The sequence below is a fragment of the Citricoccus muralis genome (assembly GCF_003386075.1).
GTDB lineage: Bacteria > Actinomycetota > Actinomycetes > Actinomycetales > Micrococcaceae > Citricoccus > Citricoccus muralis.
This window is the reverse complement of sequence record NZ_QREH01000001.1, coordinates 1,682,275-1,700,451: the sequence shown is the minus strand read 5'-3', so window position 1 is coordinate 1,700,451 and position 18,177 is coordinate 1,682,275. Positions and strand designations below refer to the sequence as shown.

The 18,177-nt window shown below is 68.3% G+C and carries 16 protein-coding genes; 10 read left to right on the top strand and 6 right to left on the bottom strand.

Annotation, left to right across the window (positions count from 1 at the left end; translation table 11 throughout):
* The first annotated feature begins 172 nt into the window (after positions 1 to 172).
* From guaB to C8E99_RS07445, 5 genes are read left to right on the top strand one after another with little or no spacing between them, the layout of a single operon-like run.
* Positions 173 to 1,717: an IMP dehydrogenase gene (guaB, locus tag C8E99_RS07465; protein WP_281269060.1), complete on the top strand. Its 1,545-nt coding sequence runs from the start codon at positions 173 to 175 to the stop codon at positions 1,715 to 1,717.
* 49 nt (positions 1,718 to 1,766) lie between these two features.
* Positions 1,767 to 2,903, top strand: a complete 1,137-nt coding sequence (locus C8E99_RS07460) for a GuaB3 family IMP dehydrogenase-related protein (protein WP_115931756.1) — start codon at positions 1,767 to 1,769, stop codon at positions 2,901 to 2,903.
* Positions 2,904 to 2,939: 36 nt separating this feature from the next.
* Positions 2,940 to 4,826 (top strand): glycerol-3-phosphate dehydrogenase/oxidase, encoded by a 1,887-nt coding sequence (locus tag C8E99_RS07455; protein ID WP_115931755.1) that lies wholly within the window; start codon positions 2,940 to 2,942, stop codon positions 4,824 to 4,826.
* 9 nt (positions 4,827 to 4,835) lie between these two features.
* A complete protein-coding gene (locus C8E99_RS07450) occupies positions 4,836 to 5,786 on the top strand; it encodes an SURF1 family cytochrome oxidase biogenesis protein (RefSeq protein WP_115931754.1) in 951 nt (316 codons plus the stop codon).
* On the top strand, positions 5,783 to 6,331 hold the full coding sequence (locus C8E99_RS07445; RefSeq protein WP_115931753.1) for a DUF3817 domain-containing protein: 549 nt from the start codon (positions 5,783 to 5,785) through the stop codon (positions 6,329 to 6,331). The genes C8E99_RS07450 and C8E99_RS07445 overlap by 4 nt, the downstream gene beginning before the upstream one ends.
* Before the next feature lie 38 nt (positions 6,332 to 6,369).
* On the opposite strand, the gene C8E99_RS07440 is transcribed toward C8E99_RS07445, so the two are convergent.
* From C8E99_RS07440 to C8E99_RS07420, 6 genes are all read right to left on the bottom strand, one after another.
* Positions 6,370 to 7,248, bottom strand: a complete 879-nt coding sequence (locus tag C8E99_RS07440; RefSeq protein ID WP_342767583.1) for a LysR family transcriptional regulator — start codon at positions 7,246 to 7,248, stop codon at positions 6,370 to 6,372.
* Positions 7,249 to 7,338: 90 nt separating this feature from the next.
* A protein-coding gene (locus C8E99_RS07435) for an IS3 family transposase (RefSeq protein WP_115931751.1) occupies positions 7,339 to 8,606 on the bottom strand; the annotation gives its coding sequence in 2 pieces (ribosomal slippage) (positions 7,339 to 8,264 and positions 8,264 to 8,606; 1,269 coding nt in all).
* Positions 8,607 to 8,773: 167 nt separating this feature from the next.
* Complete coding sequence (locus C8E99_RS15865; RefSeq protein WP_170144550.1) at positions 8,774 to 8,938, bottom strand: hypothetical protein; 165 nt, start codon at positions 8,936 to 8,938, stop codon at positions 8,774 to 8,776.
* Between the two features lie 572 nt (positions 8,939 to 9,510).
* Entirely contained in the window at positions 9,511 to 10,833 is a 1,323-nt protein-coding gene (locus C8E99_RS07430; RefSeq protein WP_115931750.1) for a ferredoxin reductase family protein, read from the bottom strand.
* A 187-nt stretch (positions 10,834 to 11,020) separates the two neighbouring features.
* Entirely contained in the window at positions 11,021 to 11,176 is a 156-nt protein-coding gene (locus tag C8E99_RS07425) for a BBE domain-containing protein (RefSeq protein WP_115931749.1), read from the bottom strand.
* A gap of 431 nt (positions 11,177 to 11,607) precedes the next feature.
* On the bottom strand, positions 11,608 to 12,675 hold the full coding sequence (locus C8E99_RS07420; protein WP_115931748.1) for a hypothetical protein: 1,068 nt from the start codon (positions 12,673 to 12,675) through the stop codon (positions 11,608 to 11,610).
* 399 nt (positions 12,676 to 13,074) lie between these two features.
* On the opposite strand from C8E99_RS07420, the gene mgtE reads away from it, so the two are divergent.
* From mgtE to C8E99_RS07395, 5 genes are all read left to right on the top strand, one after another.
* Positions 13,075 to 14,430 (top strand): magnesium transporter, encoded by a 1,356-nt coding sequence (mgtE, locus tag C8E99_RS07415; protein WP_115931747.1) that lies wholly within the window; start codon positions 13,075 to 13,077, stop codon positions 14,428 to 14,430.
* 159 nt (positions 14,431 to 14,589) lie between these two features.
* Positions 14,590 to 15,072: a Dps family protein gene (locus C8E99_RS07410; protein ID WP_115931746.1), complete on the top strand. Its 483-nt coding sequence runs from the start codon at positions 14,590 to 14,592 to the stop codon at positions 15,070 to 15,072.
* A gap of 64 nt (positions 15,073 to 15,136) precedes the next feature.
* Entirely contained in the window at positions 15,137 to 15,565 is a 429-nt protein-coding gene (locus tag C8E99_RS07405; protein ID WP_115931745.1) for an MgtC/SapB family protein, read from the top strand.
* Positions 15,566 to 15,578: 13 nt separating this feature from the next.
* Complete coding sequence (locus tag C8E99_RS07400; RefSeq protein WP_115933307.1) at positions 15,579 to 16,523, top strand: 5-dehydro-4-deoxyglucarate dehydratase; 945 nt, start codon at positions 15,579 to 15,581, stop codon at positions 16,521 to 16,523.
* 24 nt (positions 16,524 to 16,547) lie between these two features.
* Positions 16,548 to 18,176 carry an aldehyde dehydrogenase (NADP(+)) gene (locus tag C8E99_RS07395; protein ID WP_115931744.1) on the top strand — a complete coding sequence of 543 codons (1,629 nt, stop codon included), beginning with the start codon at positions 16,548 to 16,550 and terminating at the stop codon, positions 18,174 to 18,176.
* The last annotated feature ends 1 nt before the right edge of the window (position 18,177 follow it).

The following is an 18,177-nucleotide window of genomic DNA, read 5'->3' as shown; positions in this document are numbered from 1 at the left end:
CGGAGGTCTCGAGCGGGATCTGCGGAGAACCTGTGGCGCGGCTCACCGGCGGAATACGCGGGGCGGTCCGGGACGTTGCACGAGCCACTACATCGAACAACGTCGAACAGCCCGTTCCCTGCTGGCGGGCCTAGACTGGGCCCAACCCCGCTGACTGAAAGGCCCCTCGCCCGTGAGTGCACAGATTCCCGGTCCCTCGGTAGACCCGGTGGCCACCGCCGCCGATCCCTTCGGATTCGTCGGCCTGACCTATGACGACGTCCTCCTGCTTCCGAACATGACCGATGTCATTCCGGCCGAGGCGGACACCTCCACGCGCCTGACCAAGCGCATCACCCTGACGACCCCCATCGTCTCGGCTGCCATGGACACCGTCACGGAAGCGCCGCTGGCCATCTCCCTGGCCCGGCAGGGCGGGATGGGCATCATCCACCGCAACCTGTCCATCGAGGACCAGGCTGCCCACGTGGACCGCGTCAAGCGCTCCGAGTCCGGCATGATCTCCGACCCCCTCACCGTGGGTCCGGAGGCCACCCTGGCCGAGTGGGACGATCTCTGCGCCCAGTTCCGGGTCTCCGGCCTGCCCGTGGTGGACGCCTCGAACACCCTGCTGGGCATCATCACCAACCGGGACACCCGGTTCATCCCGGGCTCTGAGTATGAACACCGCACGGTGGCCTCCGCCATGACGCGGATGCCGCTCGTCACCGCGCAGGTCGGCGTCTCTCGGGAGGACACCATTCGGCTGCTCTCCGAGCACCGGATCGAGAAGCTCCCGCTGGTGGACGGTGACAACAAGCTCCAGGGCCTGATCACCGTCAAGGACTTCGACAAGGCCCAGCAGTACCCGGAGGCCACCAAGGACGAGGAGGGCCGGCTGCGCGTCGGCGGCGCCGTCGGTTTCTTCGGTGACGGCTACGAGCGGGCCATGGCGCTCGTGGAGGCCGGCGCAGACGTGCTCGTGGTGGACACCGCCAACGGCCACACGCAGGGCGTGCTGGACATGATCGCCCGCCTGAAGAAGGACCCGGCCTCCGCGCACGTGGACGTCATCGGCGGCCAAGCCGCCACCTATGCCGGCGCCAAAGCGATCGTCGACGCCGGCGCGGACGCCGTCAAGGTGGGCGTGGGCCCGGGCTCGATCTGCACCACCCGAGTGGTGGCCGGCGTCGGGGTCCCGCAGATCACCGCCATCTACGAGGCGGCCAAGGCCACCATCCCCGCCGGCGTCCCCTTGATCGCCGACGGCGGCCTGCAGCATTCCGGTGACATCGGCAAGGCGCTGGTCGCCGGTGCCGACTCCGTGATGCTCGGTTCCCTGCTGGCCGGCACCGCCGAATCCCCAGGCGACCTGGTGTTCTACAACGGCAAGCAGTTCAAGGCCTACCGTGGCATGGGCTCCCTGGGTGCCATGCAGACCCGCAACGGCCAGCGCTCCTTCTCCAAGGACCGCTACTTCCAGGCCGATGTGCCGAGCGAGGACAAGCTGATCCCCGAGGGCATCGAGGGCCAGGTGCCCTACCGCGGTCCGCTGTCCGCCGTGGTGCACCAGCTCGCCGGCGGGCTGCGCCAGACCATGTTCTACACGGGTGCCTCCACCATCGGAGACCTCAAGCAGAACGGTCGCTTCGTGCGCATCACCCCGGCCGGACTGAAGGAATCGCACCCGCACGACATCATGATGACGGTCGAGGCGCCGAACTACCGGACGCGCTGACCCGTCTCCGGGGACTAACCCGTCCGGCGCCTGCACTAGGCTGGAAAGCGTGAGCAACGAGATCGAAATTGGCCGCGGCAAGCGGGGACGTCGGGCCTACGCCCTGGATGACATCGCGGTGGTGCCCGTGCGCAGGACCCGGGACCCCGAGGACGTGTCCATCAACTGGCAGATCGATGCCTTCAAGTTCGACATGCCGGTGATCGGCGCCCCGATGGACTCGGTCATGAGCCCGGACACCGCCATTGCCCTGGGCCAGCTCGGCGGCATGGGTGTGCTCAACCTCGAGGGCCTGTGGACCCGCTACGAGGATCCGTCCTCCGTGCTCGAGGAGATCGCCTCCTTTGAGCCCAGCAACTATTCGCCGGCGAACACGCGGCGCCTGCAGGAGATCTACTCGCAGCCGATCCAGGCCGAACTGATCACCGAACGCCTGGCCCAGATCCGTGAGGCCGGCGTGGTGGTGGCCGGGTCCCTGACCCCGCAGCACACGCAGGAGTACTACGAGACCGTGCTGGCCGCCGGTGTGGACATGTTCGTCATCCGCGGCACCACGGTGTCCGCCGAGCACGTGTCCCAGAACCGCGTGCCGTTGGATCTGAAGAAGTTCATCTACGAGCTGGACGTCCCCGTGATCGTCGGCGGTGCGGCCGGCTACACCCCGGCGCTGCACCTGATGCGTACCGGTGCGGCCGGCGTGCTCGTCGGGTTCGGCGGCGGGGCGTCCTCCACCACCCGCCGCGCCCTGGGCATCCGGGTGCCGATGGCCACGGCCATCTCGGACATCGCCGAGGCCCGCCGGGACTACATGGACGAGTCCGGCGGACGTTACGTCCACGTGATCGCCGACGGCGGCGTGGGCAACTCCGGGGACATCGTCAAGGCCCTGGCCATGGGCGCCGACGCCGTGATGCTCGGTGCCGCGCTGGCCCGCGCCCAGGAGGCACCGGGCCGCGGCTGGCACTGGGGCGGGGAGGCCGCCCACGGGGACATGCCGCGCGGGGACCGCACCCACGTCGGCACCGTCGGCAGCCTCAACGACGTGCTGTGGGGCCCCAGCCATCACACGAACGGCACCTCCAACCTGATGGGTGCCCTCAAGCGGGCCATGGCCACCTCGGGCTACTCGGACATCAAGGAGTTCCAGAAGGTCGAGGTCCTCGTGGCCCCGACCGGGGACCGCTGAGCCGGGCCTGACGGAACCGCAGACGGCCTGAGCGAGATGACCACCACCGGCGGCGATGGGCGGATCGGGCCCGCACACCGAGCCGACACGCTGGCTACGCTGCGGGCCACGACGCCGGAGCATTCGTTGGATGTGCTGGTCGTCGGTGGGGGAGTCGTCGGCGCCGGGACCGCCCTCGACGCCACCACGCGGGGGCTGTCCACCGCTCTGGTCGAGGCCACCGACTTCGCCTGGGGCACCTCCTCCCGGTCCTCCAAGCTCGTCCATGGCGGGCTGCGCTACCTCGAGATGCTGGACTTCCCGCTCGTCCACGAGGCGCTGCGGGAACGGGGCCGGCTCGTGGAGGACATCGCGCCGCACCTGGTGCGGCCCGTGCCGTTCCTGTACCCCCTGACCAAGCCGTGGGAGCGGCCCTACGTGGGGGCCGGCGTCGCGCTCTATGACGGCATGGCCGCCGGGCGCACCGGGCACCTGCCCGTCCACAAGCACCTCGGCCGGTCCGCCGTCTCCCGCTTGGCGCCGGGGCTGAAGCCCGAGGCGTACATCGGCGCAATCCGCTACTACGACGCCCAGGTGGACGACGCTCGCCTGGTGATCGAGCTCGTCCGTACGGCCGCTGTCCACGGGGCCCGCTGTGCCTCTCGCCTCGAGGTCACCGCGTACCTCGGGTCCGAGGCCGGCGGCATCGTCGGCGCGGAGGTTCTCGACCGGGAGACCGGCGAACGGATCGCCGTCCACGCCCGCCGCGTCATCAACGCCACCGGAGTCTGGACCGGATCCATCCCACTCCGCCACCCGGATGGCCGCGAGGAGCCGGTGGTGCAGGGCATGCCGCGGGTCACCGCCGCCAAGGGCATCCACCTCGTGGTCCCGCGTGACCGGTTCACCTCGACCTCGGGGCTGATCCTGCGCACCGAGAAGTCGGTCCTGTTCGTCATCCCCTGGGACCGGCACTGGATCATCGGCACCACGGACACCCCCTGGCACGAGGCGGTGGAACAGCCCGCCGCCACCAGTGAAGACATCGACTACGTGCTCGAGCGTGCCAACGCGGTGCTCTCCGAACCGCTGGACCGGTCCGACGTGGTCGGGGTGTTCGCCGGGTTGCGGCCGCTGGTGACTCCTCCGGGTGAGGACGAGCCGCTGGGGGACACCGCTGCGGCCACGGGTACGGCCAAGGTCTCCCGTGAGCACGTGGTGGCGACCCCGTTGCCGGCGCTGACCGTGGTGACCGGTGGCAAGCTCACCACCTACCGGACCATGGCCGCTGATGCCGTGGATGCCGCCGTCCGGGCCGCCGGTGCCCAGGACACCGGGCCGCTGACCGGTCAGGACGTGACCGGCTCGGGGGAGGGCGTGCCCGCCTCCTGCACTGCCGACCTGCCGTTGCTCGGCGCGCAGGGCTGGACCCCCGCCTGGAACCGTCGCCTGCTGCTCGCCGTGGACTCGGGGCTACCGGCCGCCGTGGTCGAATCCCTGCTGCACCGCTATGGTTCCGGCGCCCCGGAGGTCATCCGGCTGGCCGTGGCCACCCCGGAGCTGGCCGAGGGGCTGCCCGGGTTGCCAGGACACCTTGCCGCTGAGGCCGTGCACGCCGTCACGCATGAGGGTGCGCGCTCGGTCCAGGACGTCTTGGCCCGGCGGATCCGCGCGGTGTTCGAGGCGGACGACGCCGGCGCTGCCGCCGCCGGAACGGTCGCCCACCTGATGGCACCCCTGCTCGGCTGGGATGCCGAGCGTGCCTCCGCCGAGGCCGAGCGCTACCGGCAGTGGACGTTGGCCCAGCGGGCTACGCAGGAGGCCGGCACGGACGCCGAAGCCCATGGCCTGCTGGTCGAGGCGGCTCAGGACTCCGTCCGCGATGTGGCCCGCGGTGGCCTGCCCGAAACCGTGAGTTCTACGTCCGGTAGAGAAACCGCGTAGTCTGGTGGGGTGCTGAAAACCGCCCTGAAACCCCAGTGGATCGCCGGACTTGTCTTGGCGCTCGTGGTCTCCGCGGTGTTCGTGCTCCTCGGGAAGTGGCAGATGGACAACTCCGCCTCCGCCCCGCCGCCGCTGACCCAGACCGAGACTCCCGTCGAGCTGACGGAGCACTTCGTCCCGGAGAAGGCGATGTACGGCACTGAGGCGGACCAGGTGGTCACGATGACCGGCTCCTTCGTCCCGGACACGGATGTGTTCATCCACCCGCGACTGCACGGCGACCAGGACGGAACCGAGGGCTACTGGGTGGTCAGCGCCTTCCAGGTGGACGGTGCCCCGAACGGCGAGGTCATGCCCGTGGTCCGCGGCTGGACCGAGTCCACCGCCCAGACCGACCCGGCGCCGCAGGGAGACCTGCACATCACCGGCAGACTGCTGCCCGCCGAGGGTCCCAGCCCGGAGGGCATTCAGCACACCGAGGACGGAACGGTGCTGACCAACCTGGCCTCGTCCGAACTGATCAACCTGTGGGACGTGCGCTCCTATGCCGGTTATGTGGCTGCTTTCGATGTGGTGGCGGCCGGCGGCCCAGGCTCCCCGGGCAGCGGCCAGGAGGTCGGTGCGAAGGCCGAGGGCGGCGAGTTGGAACCCGTGATCGTGGGCCCCCAGCCGCAAGAGACCACCTACAACTGGATGAACATCTTCTACGCCATCGAGTGGGTCGTGTTCGCCGGCTTCGCCATCTTCCTGTGGTGGCGGTTCCTGCGGGATGACTACCTGCGCAGCCAGGACGAGGACGAACTCGACCGCCAGTGGGCCGAGGAATGGAAGGCCGCAGAACTCGAGCGCCGCCGCACCGAGGTCCTCGAGACCAAGCGGAAGGCCATCGAAGAGTACGAACGTTTCTACGGGGCCTCTACTGCCCCGACGTCAGCCCAGCAATCCCAGGAGAACCAGTGACCACCCCGGATCAGCAGCCCCCGGTCGACCCGAACACCTTGCCCGACCCCGAAGACATCACCGAGGCGGATCTGCCGGCGCCTCCGCCGCGGCCGGAGAAGGGTGTTCCGCGGCGGTTCGCGGGGACGGATCAGCAGATCAAGTCGGCCCTGATGATGTACAAGATCTGTGCGTGGATCACCGGGATCATGCTGCTGCTACTCGTCGGCGAGATGATCTTCAAGTACGGCTACGGCACCGAGCTCTACGCAGGCGGCACTCTGGCCGACGGCTCTGATAACAGCTTGTCCCTCCAGCCGGAGGACTCGGTGACGGGTGGGCTCAACCTCTCCATCGCCGTGCTCATCGCCCACGGTTGGCTCTACGTGGTCTACCTCGTCGCCGCCTTCCGACTGTGGTCGCTGATGCGCTGGAACGGGATGCGTCTGTTGGCCATCGCCGGCGGCGGTGTGGTGCCCTTCTTGTCCTTCATCGTGGAACAGCGGGTCCACCGCGAGACCCTGCAAGAGCTCGCCGATCACCCCGAGGCCCTGCGCCGGTATTGAGGATCGGCCCAGTCTGACGTGTCCAGCGAAGCGTCCACCTACTGGAAAATCTCAGGTCGGAGTTCCTGAAGAGCCCGATGGACGAGCGGACGCCGATCATCCTTGCGCCAGATGGCATGGAGTTGCACCGGTTTGGGCTCCGGGGTCATGAGGGGGGCGAACTGCACCGTGCTGAAACCCAGTTGGGACGCTGAGGCCGGGACGATTGCAATGCCCCGGTCGGCGGCGACCAAGCCCACCATTGTCACGATCTGACTCACCGTGTGCGTGTACTTCCAGCGGGAAACGGGCAGCAGACGCACGACCATGTCATAGAAGTAGGTCGCATCCAGCGGCGAATGCATGATGAGGCCCTCGTTCATGAGGTCGTCGGCCGCGAGCGGACGGGTCCGCCGTGTCAGTGGGTGTTCAGCGGGCAGTGCTGCAACCAGGGCCTCGCTTGTGAGAAGCCGTGACCGGTAGACTTCCGGGTCCACAGTCGGGCGGGCGATCGCGATATCGATCTCTTCGTTGTCCAGCGCTGATAGCTGATCACGGGTCACCATCTCCCGCAGCTCCACGGAGACCTCAGGCATGACCTCCGAAATCCGGTTGAGGACCGCGCCCATCAGTCCGAATGCGCTCGCTGCCGTAAAGCCGATGCGGAGCACGCCCACTGACCCGGCAGCCACGAGCCTTGCGACCTCTGGTGCAGCATTGGCCACCCCGAGCAAGCGCCGGGACTCCACGAGGAAGGCTTTGCCTGCTTCCGTCAGGTCGACACGACGATTGTTTCGTTCGAAAAGTTGAACTCCGATGGTGGCTTCCAACCGTTGGATCTGCCTGCTCAACGGAGGCTGCGTCATGCGTAGGCGTTCAGCCGCTCGACCGAAGTGGAGTTCCTCGGCGACGGCGATGAAGGCACGTACTTGATCCAGTGAATAGTTGATGAGTGGACGCTATCACTGGTGGTATGAATCACGCATCATCTATGGGCCCTACCCCCGGATCGTGGACACGGGGTGTGATTACGCAGCAGGTTGCAGCGTAGCGGTAGCGACGGCCACCTCGTAGGCGATCGGCGTGTTGTAGCGGCACCATGTGTGGCGGCGCTTGGTGTTGTAGCGGGTGAGCCACTTGAAGACCTGGCGCCGGCAGGTCAGTTCATCTGGCCAGGTCTTCGCTTCCTGGAGGACCTCGCGCTTGAGGGCGGCGTTGAACGACTCCGCCAGTGCGTTGTCGGCCGAGGAGCCGACGGTGCCCATCGATTGAGTGACGCCGAGCTTGCTGCAGAGCGCGGCGTAGTCCTTCGAGCAGTAGACCGACCCGTGGTCGCTGTGGAAGATCGCCCCAGCGAGCGATCCCCTGGTCGCGGCGGCGGCCCTGAGCGCGTCCTCGACGAGCTCGGTGCGCATGTGATCGGCGATGGCCCAGCCGACGAGGCGACGGGAGTAGCAGTCGATCACCGTCGCCAGGTAGAGATTCCCACCGCCAGCCGCCTCGGACAGCGGCAGGTAGGTGATGTCACCGACGTAACGCCGGTTCGGCGCGGTGGCGGTGAAGTCCCGCTTGAGCAGGTCAAGCACCTTCTGATCAGCCGGTTCGGGGATCGTGGTGCGGACCTTTCGCCGCTTGACGTAGCCGGCGATCCCCGCGCTGCGCATCACCCGCGCGACCCGCTTGTGGTTGACCCGCTCACCCTCTTTGGCGCCGTCGTTAAGCTCGGCAGTGATCCGCGGGGCTCCGACGGTGTTGTCGGCAGCGTGGACCTTGCGGATCCGAGCCTCGAGCTCGGCGTCCGCGGCAGCCCGCTGCGCTCTGGCTGGTGCGCCTGCCTGCCAGGCGTAGAACGATGAGCGCCTCACCTCGAGGAGCTCGCACAGTCGCTTCACCGGGTAGGTGGCGGAGTTGTCGGCGACGAACTGGAAGCGACTCACCAGCGCGTCTCCCCGGCGAAATACTTGGCCGCCTTCTGCAGGATCTCCCGCTCGGTGGTCAGCTTCGTCGCCTGCACCCTCAGGGCAGCGTTCTCGGCCTCGAGCCGAGCCACCCGCTGCTCGAGCGACTCCTCCTCGCTAGGCCCGGGTGGCGCTGCGTTGGACTGCAAGGGGCTGGTGGTCAGCGTCCCGTCGGCAGCGGTCTTCTTGCCCGTCCCGTACGCCTGGAGCCAGTGCCGCAGCGTGCCACGCACGATGCCCAGGTCCTCAGCGATACCGCGGACCGTGGCCCCCGGGGTGGACTCGTACAAGTCGACGGCCTGACGACGGAACTCCTCGGAGTAGTTCTTCCTGGCCATAGTTCCTTGATCATCTCGCTCTCCCAGCAGATGCTGGATTCAGCGTGTCCAAGAACCGGGGTCAGGGCCCGGTTGACGCCCGCGAGGTAGGCGCCGAGGACGATCTGCTTGCGGGGCTTGCCGGACGCGGTGGTCCCGGCGGGTGTCGTGGTCATGGTCTCGTCCTCTCAGGCGGCGAAGCGGTTCGGGACGTCGGTGGGCAGGGCGAGCAGCCCGCGCAGGCTGTCGGCGTCGTATGCGGTGCGCGCGAGCCCGCGGGCCCGCAGCTCCGGGAGGAGGTCCGCGACGATGGCGTCGAGGTCGTCGGGCAGGACGGCGGGGCGCAGCCGCACGCCGTCGTAGCCGGCCCGGGTGCCACGACTCGACGAGGTCCGCGACGTCGGCCGCGGAGCCGGCGACCACGCGCGCGTCGGTGGACCATGCGCCGCCTGCGCGCTCGTCGAGGCGGGCCAGGCGGTCGGTCGCGCTCTCGCCCGCGTGGTCGAGCACGACGGCGAGGTCCGCCACCACGCGCAGACGCTCGCCCGCCCGACCCGGGACTCGGCGTCGTACTGCTCTCCTACGTCGCCGCCCGGACGTCGCGGGCGCGACTGCTCACGACGGTGACGGTGCTGCTGGAGCACTCGGTCCGTCAGGAGTTGGGCGCACCGAGGTCGATCAATCAGTGGAGGCGCATCTCGTCGATCGTGCCCAACGCGTCTGGGCCTGCCGTGGTCGCAGGGGGGAGACCCTGTACATCTAGCCCACCGACGTCGTCGTCCTCGTGAGGACCCGCCGAGGCAGTTCCAGGTCTGGCGAGTGCTGTGTCAGTTCTGGAGGACCGCGAAGAGGAAGCAGGCGAGGAGGATGACAGCCGTGACAACCACGGCTGCGGCTTGCGTATATCTGTGCCGCATGGAACCTCCTAAACGAAGTTGAAGCGTTCGGTGTGAACCCGGTCCGCGGGGACGCCGAGCCGCCCCAGTGCATCCTCCATGGCGTCCTGCATCGCACCCGGCCCGCAGATGAAGTACTGGTATGTCGGGTACGTGTCCCGCGGCAGGAGCCGGTGCAGCTTCTCCTCGTCCACGTATCCCCGCTCGCCGGCCCAGGTGTCTTCGGGGTCCGAGAGGACCGCGTGGACCTCGAGCGTCAGTGTCCGGGAGAGGTCGCGGATCTCGTCCCGGTAGGTCGCGTCCTCGAGCCGCCTCGAACCGTAGAACAGATGGCACGGTCGGGAGTCGCCTCGGGCGGCGAGCGTCCGCAGGATGCTCATGATCGGGCCGATGCCTACGCCTCCGGCGATGAGCACGAGCCCAGGACCCTCGTGGAAGTCCGGCGAGAACACCCCGTGGGGACCGTCGAGGTAGGCCACGGTGCCGGGCCGCACCGACCCGATCGTCGACGTGAAGTCGCCGAGCTTCTTGATGCTCACCTCCACCCGGCTCGGGTCGTCGCCGTTCGAGGAGAACGAGAAGGGATGCTGGGTGACGGCGAAAGGCGACCGGTCGACCGAGAGCCAGCCGAACTGGCCGGGAGCGAAGCTGAACCCGCTGTGGCCGACCGGTTGGAGCGTCACCGCGGTGACGTCTCCGGGCTGGTCCTTCACCTCGGCGACACGCCACGGTCTGCGGGTGCGCAGGACCGGGCGCAAGACGCGCACCCAGAGGAACAGGACGAGGAACCCGGCGCTCATCAGGACCCAGAGCGCCCGCTTCCACGGGAGGTCGACGTAGTGGTGGATCAGCTGGACGTGAACCAGGGCAGCAGCCACCGCAACCGTCGACAGGACGAGGTGCAGCGCCTGCCAGACCTCGTACGAGATGCGCAGCTTCAACCGCCACACCGACGTCGCGATCACCACCAGCAGGCACACCACGGCCAACGTCCCGAACCGCCCGGCCCACGGCGCCGTGAACGGGTTGACGCGCTCGATGTAGGTCGGGTCGACCAATACGATCAGCAGCACCGGATGAGCGAAGATGAAGGCCGTTCCGGCGACACCGACGTACCGATGAAAGTGCACCAGGGCGTCCTCGCCGAACGGTCTGGCGAGTGTCTGGAAGCGAGCCACGAGCACGAATTGCAGCCCCATCATCGCCAGGCCCACGAATCCGAGAGCCACGGAAAACTCGGTCCAGAAACCTCGCCGGTCTTCGACCACGCCGATCGCCGCGAAGGCGAGCGGGAGCACGATGACCGCGATGTAGGCGCCGAACCAGACTGTGGCCCTGAGGGTTCTCCGCACAGGCCGCCTCCCTTTCAGCCCGACCTGGTCGCTCGCGAACCGCTGCGCTCGACGACCTGGTCACCGTGGTGACACTGCGTGTCCGCAGAGGTCCAGGGGGATCCTATCACCGTATCGCAGCGAATGCGCGCGACAATCCGTTCGGTCTCAGATTTCGAAGGGCCGACGCCGGAGACGAACGCGGCGCTCACACCGTCGCCCCGCGGGCGGGCGCGATGTTGAGGTTGCGCGCGAACAGGTTGCCCGGGTCGCAGGAACGTTTGACCGCGCGGAGCCGGGCGAGCGTCGCGGGCGGGTAGGCGACGCGCAGATCGGCCTGCGCGACCGTGCCCTGGAAGTTCACGTACGCACCGGTGCCGTGTGCGGCGACTCCGGCGACTCCGGCGAAGGGGAGTTCCCCGGGGAGGCGTGTCGACGATGGCGCGGACCGTTCCCGGCCCTCGGTGTTTCATGCGGTACATGACGATCCGCAAGGGACATGCGACCGACGCCGCCGTCGCAGCCAGGAGCGTCGACGATGATTGAGCCCATCGCGTACGAAGTCATCGTCACCACTCGGGCCGCCCTTCCGCCTCACAATCCTTGTCACCTGTCCGTGCAGCAGTCCCGACCGAATCCTGGAGCTGGCAGACGTTGGCGCTCGAGGATTCTGGTCCAACAGGCGTAGCAGGCTCCTAGTCTTGGGCGACCTCGTTCACTACGGGCGAGAGCGACATGCGCGTGACGTGCCCTGCGCCGAAGCAGGACGTTTTGGGTCGACCCCCGGGGTCATCTCTAGACGCCAGCCGAGGAGTGCATCAGTTCGGAGATGAGCGACACGGTGCCCTTATTGAGCGGGGCCGAGGACTCCCCGTGCCCGGTCTTGACGACAACGAGCAACGACTCGGGACTGATGCCTTCGTTGAGGCATGTCAGGGCGACACCCTTCGGGTCGACGAGGAGATGCTCGTTCTGACCGGGTTCGAGGCGCGCCGGGTACGTAGGCCCGACACCGTGGGCGGGCCGGACGACCCAGAGATTTCCGCCGTGCCGCCCAGCGCGCAGGTTGATGCTGGACAGGACCGTCGTTCCCGAATGACCGATGTTGGTGACGTCGATGCCGATGAGCCGCTCGGCAGGGCCCGGCGTCCACAACGGGATCGAGATGCCGCTTGAGATCCTGATTTGCGCATGATCGCGTTGCCGGTCACGGATTGACCAAATCAGGGTTCCGACGGATATCACGATCGCTGCGATCGGTAGGACCGCGTCTGTCCAGAGGTTGGTGACGACGTCGACCGTGATTACCTCAGCCGCGGAGAACATGGCCAGAACGTACAGGCCTGCACTGACAGCCTGACGCCAGCTCCAGCACCGGCCCGCGATGTTCTGCCAGCTATCCAACGCAGACAGCCTTGACAGGGCTGCGCTGACACGTTCGATCGGCCACTCGTGGGGGTCGCGCTCGGCCGGTTTGATGACGCGGCGGCATCCGTTTGAGTGTCGCTGGGCCTGCCTGGCGAACCGGGGGGCGGCGTGCGAAGTCTCGCTAACGCTCGAGGCGGGTTCGCGGACGTCCCGCTCAGCCGCATCCGCGCCTGGCTCGCGCGCGTGAGTAACGTCCTGCGCACCCGCCTCGCCGACGGCGGGATCGTGGTCCCCGAGCTCTCCGCCTCTGTCGTCGAAGGAGACGACGATCTGCCAGGCGAGCGACTGCGCTACGAGTACTGGAGCCTGCCCGTCGTCGACGAGGAAGACTGGCCACGCGAAGAGCTGCCAACGAGTGCACTCGACGTTCTCGCGCTCCGGTTCCGCAACCTGCGAGTCCGCGACAGCGCTGACTAGCTCGCCGGCCAGACGCACGATCCCGCCCTCTCGATGCCCGCAAGAGTGCGGTTAGCACGCACGGCTTGCCGCGGCTCTTGCGATGTCGCGCGAGACTGTTGTGCGGCACGGACGCGGTTCGACTCGCTTCCTACTGCCTTGTCCTCGGTCAGGTCCCCGCGGTCGCGGGTGAACCCGTGACCGAATTCCGAGACGTGCGCAGGCGCGAGCGCCTGCGGTCTCGTAGCGTGCAGAGCGTTCACCACCCACCGAGGTAGAGACGGCCCTGCCCGGACGCGGTTGGAGTCCGGGCGATCCTACGGGCCGTGCTCAGGCACATTCGAGCGGTACCCGAGATCAGCCAGGAGCGTGGACATGTCGCGGAGAATGATCAACCGACGAACGCGCCCAGTCGACGCTGCGACCCCAACAGCGATCATGGATCGCGATCTGCGGGCTGTGCTGGCGCTGGGGGACCCGCGCGCACTCGATGCTTGGCTGGAGCACACCGCGTCTCCTCAGGAACGTTCGGATCAGCTTGATGAGCTGAGCGACGACGACGTGGTTGCTCTGGCGGGCGCGCTCGATCTGCCTACCGGGCTGGAACTGTTCGACGGCGTGGAGCCGGACGTTCTGACCAGGGTCCTTGTGCGACTGCCGCTTGCGCAGGCGGCGGGGCTGCTGGACGCCTTCGACGCCGATGTGACCGCGGACGTCCTGCGGGACATGCGCGCCGAGGAGCGTGAGCGTCTTCTGACCGCGATGGGGAGGGCCCATTCTGCGGTCGTGCGCGGGCTGTTGTCGTGGCCCGAGGACAGCGCCGCAGCCCAGATGAGCCCGAACGCCGTCACGGTGCGGCCAATCTGGGTCGTGCAGGACGCGGTACGCGCGATCCGGGTTGCCGCCGCCGATCTCCAGGCCGACTCGCACACTGCTGCGTACGTGTACGTCACGAGCGCCGACGCTCAGGTGGTCGGGGTGGTCACCTTCCGCGCGCTCGTCTTCGCGGAGCCGGGAACGCTCGTGGCGCAGATCATGGACGAGGACGTCGTCACCGTCGACCCGCTCGAGGACCAGGAGCAGGCCGCCGCGGTGCTGACCGACCACCGACTGCTGGCGGTACCCGTCGTGGACGACGACGGAGTGCTGCTCGGGTTGCTGACCGCCGACGACGTCGCGGACATCCTCGAGGAAGAGACAACCGAGGACGCAGAGAAGCAGGGCGGGTCTTCGCCCCTGGATGTGCCCTATCTCAGGGCTAGCCCGTGGCTGTTGTGGCGCAAGCGCATCGTGTGGCTGCTCGTGCTGTTCTTGGCCGAGATGTACACCGGGACGGTGCTGCGGCACTTCGAGGACGAACTCGCGCAGGTCGTCGCCCTCTCGTTCTTCATCCCGCTGCTGATCGGCACAGGTGGCAACTCCGGGACACAGATCACCACGACGCTCGTGCGAGCGATGGCGGTGGGGGAGGTGCGCCTACGCAACGTACTGCTGGTGCTTCGCAAGGAGATGAGCACCGCCGTCCTGGTCGCCGCCTCGGTCGCAGCCCTGGCGTGGGTACGCGCACTCACCTTGAACGTCGGCAACGAGGTCGCCCTGACCGTCACGGTGACCGTCGCGGCCATCGTGCTGTGGTCCGCGTTCGTCGCCTCCGTCCTGCCGTTGGTGCTCAAGCGGCTCGGACTGGACCCCGCAGTCGTGTCCGCACCGATGATCACCACCGTCGTGGACGGCACCGGGCTGATCATCTACTTCACCGTCGCGCACCTGCTCATCGGCGCTCTGGGTGGTTGATCGACCACGGGGCAAGGGCGCCGTCCTGCGCCGACGTCGCTTCCTTGATGCCCGAACGCCGCCTCTGGGGTAGCACGCAACCCGACCTTTGGCCGATGCGGTCCGGTCCGTAGCGTGCTGAGCACGCCAGCTCACCGTCCGAGACGAAGGAGAACGTCGATGGCCATCACGACCGTGCGCACCGCGAGCCCGCATGCCACAGGGGCGAACGTGGCCGAGTGTCTGCAGCGCATCCTCTTCGCGATGGTCGACATGTCTTCCCAGGCCAGGCATGCCCACTGGAACGTCGTCGGCCAGGGCATACGGCCGCTGCATCGCCAGCTGGACGAGCTGGCTGAAGTCCTGGTCCAGCACACGGACACCCTCGCCCAGCGGATGCGAGCGCGCCAGGAGATGCCTGATGGTCGCGCGCAGACCGTCGCGATGCGCTCAGAGCTGCGCCTGTTCCCGGCGGGTCTCGTCGAGGTCAGGTCCGGGGCCTGGCTCATCTGCGCACGTCTGGTTCAGGTGGTGGAACTGGTCCAGGACGTGCGCGCCGTGCTCGACGGCGTGGACTCCACGGCCAGCGAAATCCTCGACGCCCTGCTCGAAGACCTAGAGACGCGAACGTGGAAGCTCTCCGCGAACCACGAGCTCGACTGACCCCGCCGCGCTCCATGCCGGCCAGTCCGCGAGACCGGCAGACCACACCGAGGATCCAGCCCCAATGACGAACGTATTCACCGCCGCGCTGCCGTTCGGGGCCGCCATCGCGCTCGGATCGCTGATAGGCCTCGAGCGCCAGTGGCGCCAGCGCACCACCGGCATGCGCACCCACGCCTTGGTCGCGCTGGGTGCAGCGAGCTTGGCACAGCTGTGTCCACGGCCCGGAGGCTCGCAGGAGGGCTCCGCCGATGAGGCCCGCCGTTCCCTAGGGGGCGGTGGGCCTCGCTGTCGTCGGGTGGTGCCGAGCCATTCGCCTTCAAGAGCACGGCTCTCTCGACCGCTGGTTCCGCCTCTCTCCTTCCATGCTCACAGGGTATTGAAGAATGCCAAATATGCCTTGGACAGGAATGATGAACCCTTCCTACGGTGGTCAGTGAACGGCACCCATGCCGTCCAGCCCCCAACGCGGAAGTGCCGCGTTACCAACTAGGAGGATGGTCTTCGTGGCCCAGTACACCCCGCAGGAGCTTGCAGTTCGACTCAAGGACGGCCTGCTGTCCTTCCCCGCCACTGCCTTCGCCGCCGACCACTCCGTGGACGAGCACGCCGTGCGAGACCACGTCACGTGGCAGTCCGGCTTCGACGTAGCCGGACTGTTCGCCGCCGGCGGCACCGGGGAGGGATTCTCGCTCACCGATGCGGAGCACGCCCAGGTGGTGCGGGTGTCCGTGGAGTCCTCCCGCCCGGAGGTCCCGGTGCTCGGCTCCGCCGGCGGTTCCACCCGCCAGGCTATCGCCCAGGCCCAGGCTTCCGAGGCAGCTGGCGCCGAGGGCATCCTGCTGCTGCCGCCGTACCTGACCGAGTGCGACCAAGTGGGATTGCTGGAACACGCCTCGGCCGTTGTAGGCTCCACCCGGACCGCCGTGATCGTCTACAACCGCGCCAACGCCATCTACTCGGCCGAGACTGTGGCCGAGTTGGCCCGCCGGCACGAGAACTTCATCGGCTTCAAGGACGCCACCGGGGACATCGAGCACCTCGCCAAGGTATATGCCCGCAATGGCGACCGCATGTTCTACCTGGGTGGCCTACCCACGGCTGAGACTTTTGCCCTGCCGCTGCTGCAACTGGGCATGAGCACCTACTCATCTGCCATGTTCAACTTCGTTCCCGAGTTCGCCCTGGACTTCTACCGGGACGTGCGCAATCTGGACCGGGACGCCGTGACCGAGAAGCTCAACCGTTTCGTACTGCCCTACCTGGAGATCCGCGACCGCGGAAAGGGCTTCGGCGTCTCCATCGTCAAGGCCGGCATTCAGGCAGTCGGCCGTAACGTCGGCGGCGTCCGTCCGCCGCTGCACGACCTCACCGAACAGGACCGTGAGGACCTATCGGCCTTGATCAACGAGGCCGGGATCTCACCCCTCTCGCCTGCGCTGACGGTCTGAACTCTGACGAAGAAGGAGAACACCATGACCTCCACCCCCTCCACCCAAACCCGCCTGACCGGGCATTCCATCATCGCCGGGGAGTCCGTGCCGGGCACGGGCGGCACCACCCACGGCTACAACCCGGCCACCAACGAGCCGCTGGAGCCGGCCTACACGCTGATCGACAACGACCAGCTGACCCGTGCCACGGCCGCCGCCCAGGAGGCCTTCGAGTCCTTCAGCACCCTGGACCCCCAGACGCACGCGGCCTTCCTGGACCGGGTGGCGGACAACATCGAGGCGTCCCGGGAGGAACTGGTGGCCCGCGCGATGGCCGAGACCGGCCTGCCCGAGGCCCGCCTGACCGGCGAGACCGGCCGGACCACCGGCCAGTTGCGCCTGTTCGCCCGCGTGGTCCGCCAGGGCGATCACCACGGTGTCCGCGTGGACCCGGCGCAGCCGGAGCGGACCCCGATGCCGCGCGCCGACATCCGCCAGCGCAAGGTGCCGTTGGGACCCGTGGCGGTGTTCGGGGCCAGCAACTTCCCGTTGGCCTTCTCCACCGCCGGCGGGGACACCGCGTCCGCGCTCGCGGCTGGCTGCCCCGTGGTCTTCAAGGCCCACAACGCGCACCCCGGCACGGGTGAGATCGTCGGCCGGGCCATCGCCAGCGCCGTCCAGGAGCTCGGCCTCCACCCGGGCGTCTTCTCCCTCATCTACGGCCCCGGCGCCTCTGTGGGCCAGGCACTCGTGGCCGACCCGAGGATCAAGGCCGTCGGCTTCACCGGATCCCGCGGCGCCGGCACCGCCCTGATGGCCACCGCCGCCGCCCGCCCCGAACCCATCCCGGTCTATGCCGAGATGAGCTCCATCAACCCGGTCTACTTCTTCGAGGGGGCCCTCTCCGGGGACGAGGGGGCCGTCGAGGCGCTCGCCGCCTCCTTCGTCGGCTCCCTCACCGGCTCCGCCGGTCAGTTGTGCACGGCCCCGGGCCTGGTGTTCGTCCCGGCCGGAGCCGCCGGCGACCGCTTCTCGGCCGCGGTGTCCCGCGCCCTGGCCGAGAAGGCCGGGCAGACCATGCTCACCGCCGGGATCGCGCAGTCCTGGACGGCCGGCGTCGAGCGCCTGTCCTCCCAGCAGGGCGTCAGCGCTGTGGGCCAGGGTCAGGCAGGCACCACCGAGAACTCGCCGGCACCGGTCGTCTACGGCACCGATGTGGACACCTTCCAGACCAATGAGATCCTCCACGAGGAGATCTTCGGCGCGGCCTCGCTGTTCATCCGCTACGGCTCCCTGGATGAGCTCATCGCGGCGACCCGCCGCATGGAGGGCCAGCTGACCGCCACCCTGCACCTGACCGACGCCGATCACGCCGCTGCGGCTCCGCTCATCCCGGAGCTGGAGCGCAAGGTCGGGCGCATCCTCGCCAACGCCTGGCCCACGGGAGTGGAGGTGGGCTACGCCATGGTGCACGGTGGCCCGTTCCCGGCCACCTCGGATTCCCGCACGACGTCGGTCGGCACCTTGGCCATCGAGCGGTTCCTGCGCCCGGTGGCCTACCAGGACCTCCCCGAGGCCCTGCTGCCGGCACCGGTGCGCCAGGACAACCCCTGGCACCTGAACCGCCGGGTCGACGGCGAGACGGTGCTGGCCGAGGGAGCGGGGGAGTGAG